Annotated in this window: 10 protein-coding genes; 4 read left to right on the plus strand and 6 right to left on the minus strand. The window is 41.2% G+C overall.

The features are described 5' to 3' along the window. Positions 1-70 precede the first annotated feature (70 nt). The 4 genes from ESV85_RS07890 to ESV85_RS07905 all read left to right on the plus strand — a co-directional run bounded on the left by ESV85_RS07890 (position 71) and on the right by ESV85_RS07905 (position 4,988). Positions 71-1,072 (plus strand): acyl-ACP desaturase, encoded by a 1,002-nt coding sequence (locus ESV85_RS07890; protein ID WP_146916374.1) that lies wholly within the window; start codon positions 71-73, stop codon positions 1,070-1,072. A gap of 92 nt (positions 1,073-1,164) precedes the next feature. Continuing rightward, positions 1,165-2,469: a Zn-dependent hydrolase gene (locus ESV85_RS07895; RefSeq protein WP_146916375.1), complete on the plus strand. Its 1,305-nt coding sequence runs from the start codon at positions 1,165-1,167 to the stop codon at positions 2,467-2,469. A 59-nt stretch (positions 2,470-2,528) separates the two neighbouring features. Continuing rightward, positions 2,529-4,067 (plus strand): carbon-nitrogen hydrolase family protein, encoded by a 1,539-nt coding sequence (locus ESV85_RS07900; RefSeq protein WP_191321971.1) that lies wholly within the window; start codon positions 2,529-2,531, stop codon positions 4,065-4,067. A gap of 66 nt (positions 4,068-4,133) precedes the next feature. Further along, entirely contained in the window at positions 4,134-4,988 is an 855-nt protein-coding gene (locus ESV85_RS07905; protein WP_146916378.1) for a pirin family protein, read from the plus strand. Here ESV85_RS07905 and ESV85_RS07910 read toward each other — a convergent pair whose 3' ends face one another. The 6 genes from ESV85_RS07910 to ESV85_RS07935 form a co-directional block, all read right to left on the minus strand. Then, the gene (locus tag ESV85_RS07910; protein WP_146916379.1) at positions 4,989-5,762 is read right to left on the minus strand and encodes a Rossmann-like and DUF2520 domain-containing protein; all 774 of its coding nucleotides are present in this window, start codon (positions 5,760-5,762) and stop codon (positions 4,989-4,991) included. It lies immediately after the preceding gene. Between the two features lie 83 nt (positions 5,763-5,845). Next, positions 5,846-7,243: a dihydrolipoyl dehydrogenase gene (gene lpdA, locus ESV85_RS07915; RefSeq protein ID WP_146916381.1), complete on the minus strand. Its 1,398-nt coding sequence runs from the start codon at positions 7,241-7,243 to the stop codon at positions 5,846-5,848. A 103-nt stretch (positions 7,244-7,346) separates the two neighbouring features. Next, positions 7,347-8,876, minus strand: a complete 1,530-nt coding sequence (gene odhB, locus ESV85_RS07920) for a 2-oxoglutarate dehydrogenase complex dihydrolipoyllysine-residue succinyltransferase (protein ID WP_146916383.1) — start codon at positions 8,874-8,876, stop codon at positions 7,347-7,349. 88 nt (positions 8,877-8,964) lie between these two features. After that, a complete protein-coding gene (locus tag ESV85_RS07925) occupies positions 8,965-11,757 on the minus strand; it encodes a 2-oxoglutarate dehydrogenase E1 component (RefSeq protein WP_146916384.1) in 2,793 nt (930 codons plus the stop codon). Positions 11,758-12,017: 260 nt separating this feature from the next. Then, the gene (locus ESV85_RS07930) at positions 12,018-12,965 is read right to left on the minus strand and encodes a hypothetical protein (RefSeq protein WP_146916386.1); all 948 of its coding nucleotides are present in this window, start codon (positions 12,963-12,965) and stop codon (positions 12,018-12,020) included. 21 nt (positions 12,966-12,986) lie between these two features. After that, positions 12,987-14,651 (minus strand): SusD/RagB family nutrient-binding outer membrane lipoprotein, encoded by a 1,665-nt coding sequence (locus ESV85_RS07935; RefSeq protein ID WP_146916388.1) that lies wholly within the window; start codon positions 14,649-14,651, stop codon positions 12,987-12,989. Positions 14,652-14,653 lie beyond the last annotated feature (2 nt).

Here is a 14,653-nt window from a genome sequence, read left to right on the forward strand (position 1 = left end):
CTATTTGTGAGTAAATTTGTCCTAATTCAAAATCCGACCGAGTTTTTATAATTCGGGCCTAAATTTATCCATGATGAAATCAGGAGAAATAAATTACGAACTAGAAAAGAACATAGAGGTCATCTCTCAATTGGATGGTCTTGTTGGCGAGGCCGTAGATAATATCCTCGTTGATCCGGACAAGTGCTGGCAACCATCAGATTTCCTACCCGATTTTGGAGATCCAGATATTCATGATCAAGTAAAATTACTTCAACAAAGATCAGAAGGTATTCCTGACACCGTTTTAACTTCCTTAGTTGGAAATATGATTACGGAGGAAGCTCTTCCAAGTTATCAGACCTACTTCAATCTTTTGGAAGGAATCAATCCAGAAAGAAGCCTGCTATCACCTTCAGGTTGGGTGAGATGGTCCAAATCCTGGACTGCAGAAGAAAACCGTCATGGTGATCTACTCAACAAATACCTCTACATGACTGGAAGAGTAGATATGAAAGCTGTAGAGCAAACCATTCACAGATTACTTACCAATGGATTCGACCCAAATACCGGTGGTGATCCATATCAGGCGATTGTGTACACCTCTTTTCAAGAGAGAGCTACCAAAATTTCTCACGTTAACACTGGGAAATTGGCAGATATCGCTGGAGACCCTATTTTAGGAAGAATATGTAAGCAAATTGCTGGAGACGAAGCTAGACACGAAAAAGCTTACAAAAGCTTTATGTCAGCCATATTCGAAATTGATCCAAATGGAGCAATTCTGGCTTTTGAAAAACTGATGAGAAAGCAGATCGTCATGCCGGCGGTACTGATGGGTGAAGGTGGTTCAAACCCTTCTTTATTCACTGAATTCTCCACTATTACGCAGAAAGTAGGTATATACACTGGCTGGGATTACGCCAGAATTATTGAACATCTAGTAGATCTTTGGAAAATAGAAAGCTTGACAGGATTAAATGATGTAGCCTCCAAAGCGCAGGATTACCTCGTGAAATTATCCGATAGATATATGAGGCTTGCCGATAGGATGAAAGCTCCTGAAGAAGTAAAATTAGCTTGGCTTAAATAATCAAGAATTTCTTTCAATAAATCCTTTCCAAACTGGAAGGGATTTTTTGTTTGCATCTACTATAATTATCTTATCGTACTATATTCCACCTTATGAGACATGTTTTTTCTACCATCTTTTGCATTTGCCTTCTTACACTGTTTTCTGGAGCAAACGCCAACTCCCAGACAATTAGGGTAAACCAAGAAAGACTTGCAGGACTAATTCAAGAACTTTCCACTTATGGGAAAAATGCAGCAGGCGGATCTGACCGGGTAGCATACAGTGTTCATGACATTGCCGCTAGGAAGTTCGTCATCAAGAAAATGACTGAGCTAGGACTAGACGTTTCAGTTGATTTTGCTGGAAATATTATTGGAAAAAAGTTTGGGACTAACCCTAACCTCAAACCTATTGCCTTTGGTTCTCATATAGACGAAGTGCCAAATGGCGGGGATTACGACGGGCCTGTAGGGTCAATGAGTTCTATCGAAGTTGTCCAGACTTTGCTTGAAAATAAAACGGTGACTCAACATCCATTGGAAATCATCATTTTCACCAATGAAGAAGGTGGAGTTGTTGGCAGTAGAGCACTAGCAGGCCAACTTTCACCAGAAGCTTTACTTACGAAAAGTAGCAGCGGCCTCACCCAAGCTGAAGGAATAAAGGCTGTAGATGGAAATCCTGACCGAATTCCTGAAGTCAAAAAAGAAAAAGGAGCCTATGCCGCTTTTCTTGAATTTCACATAGAACAAGGAGGCAATCTCGAACGTGAAGGAGTACAAATCGGAGTAGTGGAAGGTATTGTAGCGATTGAATGGTGGCAGTTTACTTTTAAAGGATTTGCAAATCATGCAGGAACCACTCCCATGAACATGAGAAAAGACCCAATGCTTCCGGCAGCTAGATTTATTCTAGCGGTGAATGAAATAGTAAAATCATATGAAGGTGCTCAGGTGGGGACCGTCGGCAAAATAGAAGCTTTCCCGGGTGCAGGAAATGTAATCCCAGGGGAAGTCTCTTTAAATCTGGAGCTTAGAGACCTTTCCTCTGAGAAAATCTGGAACATTTACAATGTACTTGCTGCAAAAGCACAAGAATTTGCTGAAGCAAGCGGGACTGAAGTGAGTATAGCTCACCAGGAAGTAGCAAGCAAACCAGCATTGGCAAATCCAGCTATTCAAAAAGTAATTGAACAATCAGCCAGAGAACTTGGTCTATCCACTATGTATCTTCCAAGCGGTGCCGGTCATGATGCTCAAGAAATGGCTAGGTTAGCACCTATAGGTATGATTTTCATCCCAAGTAGAGGCGGAATAAGTCATTCACCAGAGGAATATTCTTCTCCTGAAAACATTGCAAACGGAGCCAATGTTTTACTACAAACTATCCTTAGACTTGACAAGGAATTACCTTAATTGCATCGCTTTTCTAACACCCAAGTCTTTCAAACCGCAGCCTATTAAGCAACCACATCATGGACAATACTCAAGTCGAAAATATATCATTATCCTACCTTCAACCTTCGGACTATAAAGACCTAAAGGCAGCCATGATCGAAGCATACAGAAGTATGCCAGGTTCTTATTGGAAGGAAAGTCAAATAGAAAGTCTGATCACCAAATTCACAGAAGGACAGGTGGTAATTCGAATTAATGATCAGCTGGCAGGATGTGCTCTTTCAATCATAGTGAATGATGCTGAATTGGAAGGAGAACATACCTACAAAGACATCACTACTAACTTTACTTTTGACAATCACAACAATTCAGGAGACATGCTATACGGCATTGATGTTTTCATCAAACCTGAATTTCGTGGATTGAGACTTGGAAGAAGATTGTACGACTACCGTAAAGAGCTCTGCGAAAAGTTAAACTTGAAAGGAATTGTATTTGGCGGAAGAATACCCAATTACCATAAGTATGCAGACCAGATGGGGCCAAAGGAATATTTGGAAAAAGTGAAGCTGAAGGAAATCTATGATCCAGTTCTGAATTTCCAATTGGCAAATGACTTCCACCCAGCGCGGATCATGAAAAACTATCTTGAGGGTGATTCTGCTTCAAGTGAGTTTGCCGTGTTGTTGGAATGGAATAATATTTTTTATGAAAAGCCAAACAAAAAGGCCTCTACGAACAAGACAATCGTTCGCCTAGGTTTGATCCAATGGCAAATGCGCTTGTATGACAATTTGGATGAGTTGATGCAGCAGGCGGAGTACTTCATCGATGCTGTGTCTGGTTACCGTTCGGATTTCGCACTTTTCCCCGAGCTATTCAATGCTCCTTTGATGGCCGAATTCAATCACTTGAGCGAAGCACAGGCAGTCCGTGGATTGGCAAAATACACAGACGAGATCGTCAAGCGTTTTGCGCAGCTATCTGTCTCCTACAATATCAACATCATCACCGGCTCCATGCCGAAGATCAAAAATGATAAGCTATATAATGTAGGTTACCTCTGCAAGCGAGATGGGTCGGTAGAATCTTATGAGAAGTTACATATTTCACCGCTAGAGGCTAAAGTCTGGGGGATGCAAGGCGGTAGTAGGCTGAAAGCTTTTGATACTGACTGTGGCAAAATCGGGATTTTGATATGCTACGATGCTGAGTTTCCTGAATTAAGTAGAATTTTAGCTGATGAAGGTATGGACATTCTTTTCATACCATTCCTGACTGATACACAAAACGGCTATTCCCGTGTGCGAAATTGTGCAATGGCCAGAGCAATTGAAAACGAATGCTATGTGGCTATGGCTGGAAGTGTGGGTAATCTACCGAAGGTTCACAACATGGATATGCAATACGCACAATCCATGGTAATTACGCCATGTGATTTCGCTTTCCCGAGTAATGGTATCAAAGCTGAAGCCACTCCAAATAACGAAATGACACTGATAGCAGATGTTGATCTATCATTATTACGAGAGTTGAATCAATCTGGAAGTGTAAGAAACCGGAAGGATCGTCGAACTGACCTTTTTGAGCTTAGGCTTAAGGATATTCCAAAATAATCTAAAAAAAAGTGAATCATATTCCTTTGAAAACCATTACATGTATATACATCAATTGGAGAAATCATGAGAGCAATTAAGAAAATACATAAAGCTGAATACAGGCCTATTGCGGATTTGGTAACGTATAGCCCGATGCCAACTCGGTCATTAGATCATTTAGACCCATTCATTTTTTTAAATCATCACGGTTTTCAAACCTATCCTACCAATAATCAAGGCTTGCCATTTGGTCCCCACCCCCATCGCGGAATGGAGACGGTTACCTTTATCCTAGCTGGAGATATCATGCACTTGGATTCGTCTGGACATGAATCTGTAATCGGTCCCGGTGGAGTACAATACATGACTGCCGGAAGTGGATTGATCCATTCGGAAGTAAGTAGTTCTGATTTTAAGAAAAACGGTGGCGACCTTGAAATCCTACAGCTTTGGCTGAACCTTCCTGCGGACAAAAAAATGATGAAACCAAGCTATATCGGCCTGCAGAAGGAGGAAATCCCAACTTTCACTTTGGACAATGGCAAGGTAAAAGTTCAACAGCTATTCGGAGAGTGGGAAGGAAATGCAGGTGCTTTTGAGGGGAATTTCCCGATTACTATGAGCACTATTTATTTGGAAAAGGGAGGGAAATTTGAAAAATCAATTCCTAAGGATGAGAGCATATTCTTCTACATCGTTCGAGGTACTCTGAAGGTCAACGGCGAAGAAGTCAATTTCAGGAATTTGGTAGAATTCAAAAATGAAGAGGGTGTCATTAGCGTGGAAGCTACTGAAGATGCAGTTCTGATTTTAGGCAATGCCCTATCTTTCAATGAGCCAATGGTTGCTCAAGGCCCATTTGTCATGAACACGACCAAGCAAATCCAAGAAGCCTATGCTGATTACCAAGCTGGGAAATTCGGGACTTGGACTCACTAATTATCCGTCAATAATATCCTGGGAGACTAGTCTGTAGATTTCAGCTATTGATTCGTTGTAATTCAAAAATCTATGGTGGTCTTCCAGAGTTTCATAATCCTCTCGAATAGCTGGTCCTGTTTGAGCAGCCTTAGCTCCCATCTGAAGGCTTTTTGAAATTGTTTCTATAATTAGCGGCTTAAGCATCTCGAAGTCCAACCCCTGCCTTCGCATGACCTCCTCAGCAATTCTAATCATGTGATTGGAGAAATTGCTGGCAAAAACCGCAGCAATGTGCATAGCTTTCCTATCCTTTGATCTCACAGTATAAGTTAGCGGAGTCAAGCTTTTAGCTAGCTTTTTCAGTTTCTGCAAGGTCTCCTCATCATCAGATTCCAGCAAAAAAGGCACCTCGTCAAATTCGATTTTTCGTCCCTTAGTAAAGGATTGCAAGGGATAAAATATGCCAGTGTAGGTAGCCGAGCTATAATTCAAAATATCCAAAGCAACAGATCCGGAGGTATGCACAAGAATACTGTCCTCAGGTAGAATAATTTCATCTGCTATCTCCAAAATTGCAGAATCCTTTACCGCCATAATAAATATTTCCGCCTCACTAGCTGAAAAATCAAGATCATCTTTAGCCTCTCCGGCATATACTCGACTAGTAATATTCTCAGCGCTTTTTAACGTGCGGGCAAAGACTTCAGTAATTACATGTCCTGCATCTTCTAAAGCTGGGGCCAAGTGCCATGCAACATTTCCAGCACCGATTATGGCAATTTTAAACTTCATACGCTAATTAAACCAAAAATTCGACCAAAGAAAAAGCCATTCGAATCTCTCCGAATGGCTTTAGTATAAAATATATTTCTTACTTAAATATGAAGCGCTCGGTTGTCCGTTGCGGCAAGACAAGCCTCCTTAAAAGCTTCGGTATAAGTCGGATGAGCATGAGACATTCTTGCTATATCCTCTGCAGATGCTCTGTACTCCATCGCCACGACAGCTTCAGCGATCATGTCCGCCGTTCTTGGACCAATCATATGAACTCCAAGGATCTCGTCAGTTTCAGCATCAGCCAAGACTTTCACTAAACCGTCGGTATCCATGGAAGCTCTAGCTCGGCCAGAAGCCATAAACGGGAATTTACCAGTTTTGTACTTGATGCCTTTTTCCTTCAATTGCTCTTCAGTAAATCCTACCGCCGCCACTTCTGGCCAAGTATAAACTACACCAGGAATCAGGTTGTAATTGATATGTGGCTTTTGCCCCAAAATAGTCTCAGCAACAAATACACCTTCTTCTTCAGCTTTGTGAGCTAGCATTGCACCTTTCACCACATCACCGATTGCATAGATATTTGGTACATTGGTCTGCAAGTGATCATTTACTTCCACTTGACCTCTGTCTGTGATTTTCACCCCTGCAGCTTCAGCATTTAAGCCATCAGTGTAAGGTTTTCTACCGATAGAAACCAAGACGTAGTCACCTTTCATTTCGATGGTTTCGCCTTTTTCATTCTCAGCTTTCACCGTTACTTCTTTGCCTTTGCTTTCTACAGCAGTTACTTTATGCTTCAGGAAGAATTCAAAACCGATTTTCTTCAGTGACTTCTGAAGCTCTTTGCCCATGGTGCGATCCATAGTAGGGATCAAGGAATCCATGAATTCAATCACAGAAACTTTCGCTCCCAATCTCGCATACACAGAACCCAATTCCAAACCAATTACTCCACCACCGATGACTACCAAGTGCTTTGGAATCTCTTTCAAGTTCAAAGTTTCAGTAGAAGTGATCACTCGGTCTTTGTCCAATTTGATGAAAGGCAGAGAGGAAGGCTTCGACCCAGTAGCAATGATGATATTCTTGCCCTGAATATCTGAAGAAGTTCCATCTTCTTTGGTCACTTTGACAGTGGTTTTATCCACAAAAGAACCCACTCCTTGATGAACATCGATTTTGTTCTTTTTCATCAAATATTGAATCCCATCAGTATTTTGCTTCACCACATCATCCTTTCTGGTGATCATTTGCTTTAAATCCACCTTCAAGTTGCTCAGTTTGATACCGTGAGTTTCGAAGGTATGAGCAGCATTATGGTAATGCTCGGATGAATCCAACAATGCTTTGGAAGGAATACAGCCTACATTCAGGCAAGTCCCTCCAAGCGTAGAGTATTTTTCAACAATGGCGGTTTTCAGTCCAAGTTGCGCACAGCGAATCGCTGCTACATATCCACCTGGACCAGAACCTATAACAATTACATCGTACATTTTTTTGTCTTTTTAGAGTCTAGAACCATGAGCCAAGACTTGTTAAAATGAGGGCTGAAGTTCCTCAGCCCATCGTAAATCGTATATCGGAAATCGTAAATCCTTAGACTCCAAACAACAATCTTGTCGGATCTTCAAGCAATTCTTTAACTCTAACAAGGAAGCTTACGGACTCACGACCATCGATGATTCTGTGATCATAAGATAGCGCCAAGTACATCATCGGAAGGATGACAACTTCACCATTGACGGCCATCGGACGCTGCACGATGTTGTGCATGCCTAGAATAGCAGATTGAGGGGCATTGATGATAGGTGTTGACATCATTGAGCCGAAGATTCCTCCATTTGTCAATGTGAACGTACCACCAGTCATTTCTTCAATAGAAAGTTTATTGTCTCTAGCCTTCATCGCCAGTCTAACCACTTCTTTTTCTATCTGATCAAAACTCATTGCTTCAGCATTTCTGATCACCGGAACTACCAATCCTTTTGGAGCAGACACAGCAATGGAAATATCACAGAAATCGTTGAAAACCATCTCATTTCCGTCGATTTTAGCATTTACAGATGGCCATTCCTGAAGCGCTACGCAAACAGCTTTGGTGAAGAAAGACATGAATCCAAGTCCTACACCATGCTTCTCTTTGAATTGCTCTTTGAATTTGGATCTCAAATCCATGATCGGCTTCATGTTCACCTCATTGAATGTGGTAAGCATTGCCGTTTCATTTTTCACAGAAACTAACCTTCTGGCCACTGTTTTTCTCAATGAAGACATTTTCTCTCTGCGTTCATTTCTAGAACCTGCAACTGGTGCAGGTGCAGCAGCCGCAGCTGGTTTGCTTTCAGCTTTTGCTGGTGCAGGAGCCGATTTCTGAGCAGATTGCGCATCTTCTTTGGTAATTCTACCGTCTTTTCCGGTTCCTTTTACAGACTCAGGAGAAACTCCTTTTTCTGCCAAAATCTTTGAAGCAGCTGGTGAAGCATGTCCAGTAGCATAATTAGTATTTCCTGACTCAGCTGATGCTGATACAGGAGTCGAAGAAGATTCAGAAGAAGCTGCCGCAGCTGGCTCACCTTCCGTTACTTCGATTTTACAGATCATTCCGCCAATCTCAAGCACATCACCTTCTTGCGCCACGTGGCGAAGAATTCCTGATGCCTCAGCTGGCAATTCAAATGTTGCCTTATCAGAATCAACTTCAGCTATAATCTCATCCAACTTCACATAATCCCCATCGCCTTTTAGCCAATTGGCCAAGGTAACCTCAGTGATGGACTCACCCACCGTAGGCACCACCATATCTTTCACTTCTCCTGTAGCTGTCGCCGCAGAAGATTTTGCTTCAGCTTTTGGAGCAGCCGCAGCAGCTGGCTCAGACTTACCTGGTGTACCAGTTTCGTCAATTTCGCAGATCACAGCTCCGATTTCCAATACATCGCCTTCTTGGGCTTTGATTCTAAGTACACCCGCAGCTTCAGCTGGTAACTCAAAAGTGGCTTTGTCGGATTCCAATTCACATAGGACTTCGTCCATCTGAACCTCATCTCCGTCTTTTTTAAACCATTGGCCGATGGTAACTTCCGTGATGGATTCGCCTACAGCCGGGACTTTAATTTCTTTGCTCATAAGTTTTTCTTTTTTTCTCTTTTGTAGTCAAAAAGAGAGGAACAAAATGATACGATTATTTTGGATGTCTTAATAAAAAGAGCTGTGATTATTTCAAATTAAGTGCTTGAGCAACAATACTCTTCTGCTCCTCCATGTGGACTTTATTGTAACCTGTTGCAGGTGAAGCACTAGCTTTCCGAGCAATTACCTCCATTGGTATTTCCTTGTAAAGCAATCTCAGAATATAATTCCAATAGCCCATGTTAGATGGTTCTTCCTGTACCCATACAATTTCAGCTTCTGGATAACCTGCAAGCACATCAAGCATTTGCTTCTTAGGTAGCGGATGAAGCTGCTCGATTCTTACGATAGCGACATCTTTCACTTTCTCCTTTTCTCTCGCCTCATCAAGGTCGTAAAAGATTTTGCCTGAGCAAAGTACTACTCGCTTCACATCCTTAGCATTCACGGTAGTATCTGGAAGCACTTCTCTGAATGTACCTGAGGTAAATTCTGAAAGTGGAGAAACTACTTTTGGATGTCTAAGTAAAGATTTCGGGGACATCACAATACATGGCTTTCTAAATTCCCAAGCCAATTGTCTTCTCAACAAGTGGAAGAAATTAGAAGGTTCTGTTACGTTTGCTACAATTGTATTGTATTCAGCAGCAAGCTGAAGGAATCTCTCTGGACGCGCATTGGAGTGCTCTGGTCCCTGACCTTCATAGCCGTGAGGCAGCAACATCACCAAACCGTTCATTTTCTGCCATTTTGATTCACCGGAAGTGATAAATTGGTCAATCATGGTTTGAGCGCCGTTGGCGAAATCACCAAATTGCGCTTCCCATATAGTCAGTGAATTAGGGTTTGCCATAGCATAACCATATTCAAAGCCTAGTACAGCATATTCGGAAAGAAGGGAGTTATAAATGTAGAATTCACCTTTTCTTTCCTTCATTTCCTTCAAGGAATTGTAGGCTTTGTTAGTATTAGCATCATGAAGTACGGCATGACGGTGAGAGAAAGTGCCTCTTTGTACATCTTGACCTGTCAATCGAACAGACTTCCCTTCCAACGTCAAAGAACCGTAAGCAAGCAATTCAGCAGCTGCCCAGTTCAAACTTTTAGAATGGAAGAACATATCCTTACGCTGCTTCAGCTGCGCTTCAATCTGCTTCAATGGTTTGAACCCTTTAGGAATTACAGTCAGCGCTTCAGCTACTTTCTCAATCAACTCCTGGCTAATTCCAGTTTCTGGCGACTGATCAAAATCTTCTGGCTTGGATCTTCTCAAACTGCTCCACTCCTGCTCAAAACGAGTAGCTTGGTAAGGAAGTGGCTTTTCTTTCACTAGATTCAAACGATCCTGAAGCAATTGTCTGAATTCCTCATCCATTTGAGAAGCCAACTTTGCCTCCACATCACCACGCTCTGCCAATCGCTTCACATAGATCTCTCTTGGATTTGGATGCTTGGAAATAATATTATAAAGCTCTGGCTGAGTAAATTTTGGTTCGTCAGATTCATTGTGTCCGTGACGTCTATAGCAAACCATGTCCACAAAAATGTCACGGCTGAATTTCTGCCTGAATTCTGAAGCCAGTTTAGCTGCAAAAACAACAGACTCCGCATTGTCACCATTCACGTGAATAACTGGTGCATCTATGATTTTAGCAACATCAGTACAGTAAATGGAGGAACGTGCATCATCAAAATCCGTAGTAAATCCAACTTGGTTGTTAATAACAAAGTGAATCGTACCACCGGTATTATATCCTTTCAGGCTCTCCATTTGAGTCACTTCATAGACGATGCCTTGTCCTGCGACAGCTGCATCTCCGTGAATCAAAATAGGAAGTACTTTAGTTACATCTCCTTTATATTCTGAATCGATTTTGGCACGAAGGAAACCTTCAACCACTGGATCCACCGCTTCTAAGTGAGAAGGATTTGGAGCAAGTTTCAAATGAACCTTGTTCTCGCTATGCGTAACAATATCACTGGAATAGCCCATGTGATACTTCACATCACCATCGCCCATCGTTAAATCCGGTTTGGCAGTTCCTTCGAATTCCGAGAAAATCTGCTCGTAGGTTTTGCCCATGATGTTAGCCAAAACGTTCAAACGACCACGGTGAGCCATACCGATCATTACTTCTTTTACTCCCAATTGAGATGAAGTATTAATTACAGCATCCAAAAATGGAATGGTACTTTCTCCACCTTCAAGTGAAAAACGTTTTTGTCCAAGATATTTGGTATGCAAAAAGTTTTCGAAAACTACCGCTTGGTTTAGCTTCGAAAGAATTCTCTTTTTCTCTTCGTGAGTAGGGTTAAAAGCTAAAGCTTCTTTTTCCACTTTAGTCTTAAACCAATCCAGCATTTCTGGATCACGGATATATAAGTATTCAAATCCTACTGAGCCTTCGTAAATGGATTTCAAAGAATCTAAAATCTTTGACAACTTAGCAGTTCCTATTGCAATCTCATTTCCAGCTTGGAATTCGGTATTCATATCTTCCTGACCCAATCCAAAATCCTGAGGATCGATCAAAGCTTTTCTATCTCTTCGCTCTCTTACTGGGTTGGTTTTAGATCTCAAGTGAGCTCGAGATCTATAGGCATGAATCAATGCTCTAACCTTTATTTCTTTTGGCAATTGCTCCATGTCCATAATAGTACCTGGAGTAGCAAGTGCGCCATTTTTGGCAGGAGGAGTAGTCTTTCCATTTGATAAAGCTGTGACCTCTTCCTCACCGTAGTTGGTTAGTGCAAAGTCAAAGCCGTCGAAAAACTCTTTCCAGCTTGGGTCGATTGATTCTGGGTCACTCTTGTAAGAAGAGTATAGCTCATCGATATAAGACACATGAGCATTAGCTATATAAGAAAACTTATCCATTGTTAATTTTTGAAGAAGAACTCAAAGCTAAGGCCTTAATTCAATAATAAAAAATCGCCTATTTGCCTTTACAAATTTACTATTTACCTACTTCAAACTAGATAGTGTATCTTCTATTGCTTAATGAAAAATTAAAATATAAAGTCAGACGAAAAGTAAATATCAGTCGAGTAGGAATTATTGCATCTCCATTACTTTGAGGGCTATAACAAAAAAGCAGCGCCCAAGGGACGCTGCTTTCAAAATAAACCAAATATCTATTACCTAAGAATTGGTAAAGGTTTCCCAGCCTGAGCTGTCATAGTCACCTCACCTGTTTCATCGTCACTATTTATCCAGACGAATACAAGTTTTTCAGGAGTACTGCTTAATACAGTAATAGAATATCCTACACCATATTTATCTGCACCTGACATACTGAGTTTTCCGCAGGCATCATTTATTCTTACGTTTCCACTACCCCAAGAGTCGCCATAACAATTCCAGAATCCAAAAGTCGCATCTGAAATAGTATAGCCACCAGGAGAGTTAGAAACTGGAGTCCATGTAGTAGTTCCAGAAATAGTGCCTCCACAAGATCCATAAACAGAATCCATATTAGTAGAAGTGAATGAATATGTACCTCCCAAATCTGAAGGACAAACTACATTCACAAAATACTGGAATGGTGAATCGTAGAATGGTGCTCCGGCAATGTTCCCTGAAACATTCTCTCTATTGAATGAACGTCCGAACTTATCATTCAAAATTACGCTAAATTCAAAGGTATCTCCTCCTTCAATATCAGCCGCAGTCAATCCCACAGCAGCCATTGCTTCAGCAGCAGTAATTTCGAAGCTAGTTCTTAAGAATCTAGAATCGGTATTAGGAGCAAAATCTGAAGGCTGAAGTGTTTTAATCAACACCGGCGCGGCTGCAGGAGTATATTTTAGGCCTACACCAGGAATCAATCTCCTATGCTGAACCTTTATCTCTACAGTCTCAACTGTAGCTCCATCTTCCTTATCTACTGCCTCTAGAGTCAATGCGAATTTAGAGTTGTTAAGATTAAAGAAATTGAAGGTTGTACTTGTTCTTGCAATTGTGCGCAAGTATGCCCCTGTATCAAAATCTGAATATGGGATGGCTGGATCAACAAAATCTCTACATGAGCTTAGGAAAACCAAAGCACCCAAAAGAAACCCAAAACTATATTTTAACATTTTCATATTATCTCGATTTTTTTTTGGTTAATATACCCAACTGTTACCTGCAGGATTAGTGTCCCAGAATACCTGTGCGCTCAAGCCAGACTTCTGACTTGCATTAGTGTTAGTCACCATATACACGTTTGGATACAAGAACGAACGAGGGAAATCTCCAGCGTTTTGCTCTAGACCTGGCTGCATATTTCCTGGCTCACCGGTTCTTTTGTAAAGGTTGTAAGACTCAACCCCATTTCCGAAAAGAGATAACCAATACTCACGTCCAATAACATACATTTTGCTAGGCAAAAGTGGGTTACCTGGGCCTGCACTATCGTACTGAGAAGCAACAAAAGCGATGTAAGCGGCGATGTCCTGATCAAGAGTAGTACTTTGTTTTGCAAAGTATGCATTAATTGATCCGGCCTCCTGGGTACCAAGAGCATAAGACTTTACATAGCTCATATGCTTAGTAATTCCAGAAAGTAGATATGCCTTAGCTGCTGCTGCATCATTGTTGATTTCTAACGCATATTCAGCAAGCATAAAATCTACATAGGCAGCAAGCATAATTGGATACAATCCTTTTCCTTGAGCACCTAATGAAGTACTATTAGTTGGCTTAGCGGAATTATCATCAAATCTTCCACCAACAGGATACAGTCCCCACATAGTTCTTTTTAAACCATCTGGTGGAACGCCATCTGGATCGAGGTGATCACGACCCCAATAGCCCCTTGTTCCTGGCAAGCAATAGATGAACCCACCACTCAAATAATGAGGGGGAGCGATTTGGGAGATACATTCAATCTCATCTACACTTGTTGAATTCTCAGTAACTTGACGATACCAGTAGAAGCGTGCTCTAGGATCGTCAAATCCCTTAGCCTCCGTCATGTGCCACATGTAGAATGTAGAATGATATGTTCCTCCACCAGAAGTATAAGAACCTACGAAATTACCATGTCTAGAATCTGGATTCGCAGAAGAAGTGCCAAATTTGAAAGCGAAATCATCTCCTGTGCCTAACATGTTATTTTCAGCTACCAATGCTGCAATCCCAGCTTTGGATCCTGCTTCGTCAGTTAACCTTAGATTCAGGTAATATCTCAACTTTAAGGTATTGATTAACTTGATCCATCGCGTATAATTTCTGCCATAGAAATAATCATTTGGAGAACCAGCAGAAGTACCTGTAAAGTGTTCAGCAGCTTCATTCAATGTAGCAAACGCTGCTTCATAAATTGATTTACCGCCATCTACCTTAGGATTGAAATTCCCTGCATCCAACGCTTCAGAATAAGGCACATCACCATATACATCCACCAAGTTGAACATCACCATAGCTTTGATAGTCTTAGAAATACCTAAATGTCTCTGCAATCCACCTTCGATTGCCAAAGGCTCTAGAAACTTAATATCTGCAAGAATATTAGCATAAGAATTATTCCACCATCCATTTGTAGATGAAGTAGTGTAAGCACTTTCATACTGAGCACTTCCTTGATTTGTTATTCTAGTCAGGTCCATGCCTGTATTACTAATTCCTTGGTAGAAATCTTTGTAATCAAGCTGAATTCTATTCAGTAGAAAATCAGGAGATGCTGTGGAGGCTGTTACCGCATTTGGATTATCCAGTAAATCTAGATCACAGGACGATGCAAATAACATGGTTGACGCACACAACAAACTATATATATATTTTTTCATAG

It is taken from the genome of Algoriphagus aquimarinus, assembly GCF_007997215.1.
Lineage (GTDB): Bacteria > Bacteroidota > Bacteroidia > Cytophagales > Cyclobacteriaceae > Algoriphagus > Algoriphagus aquimarinus_A.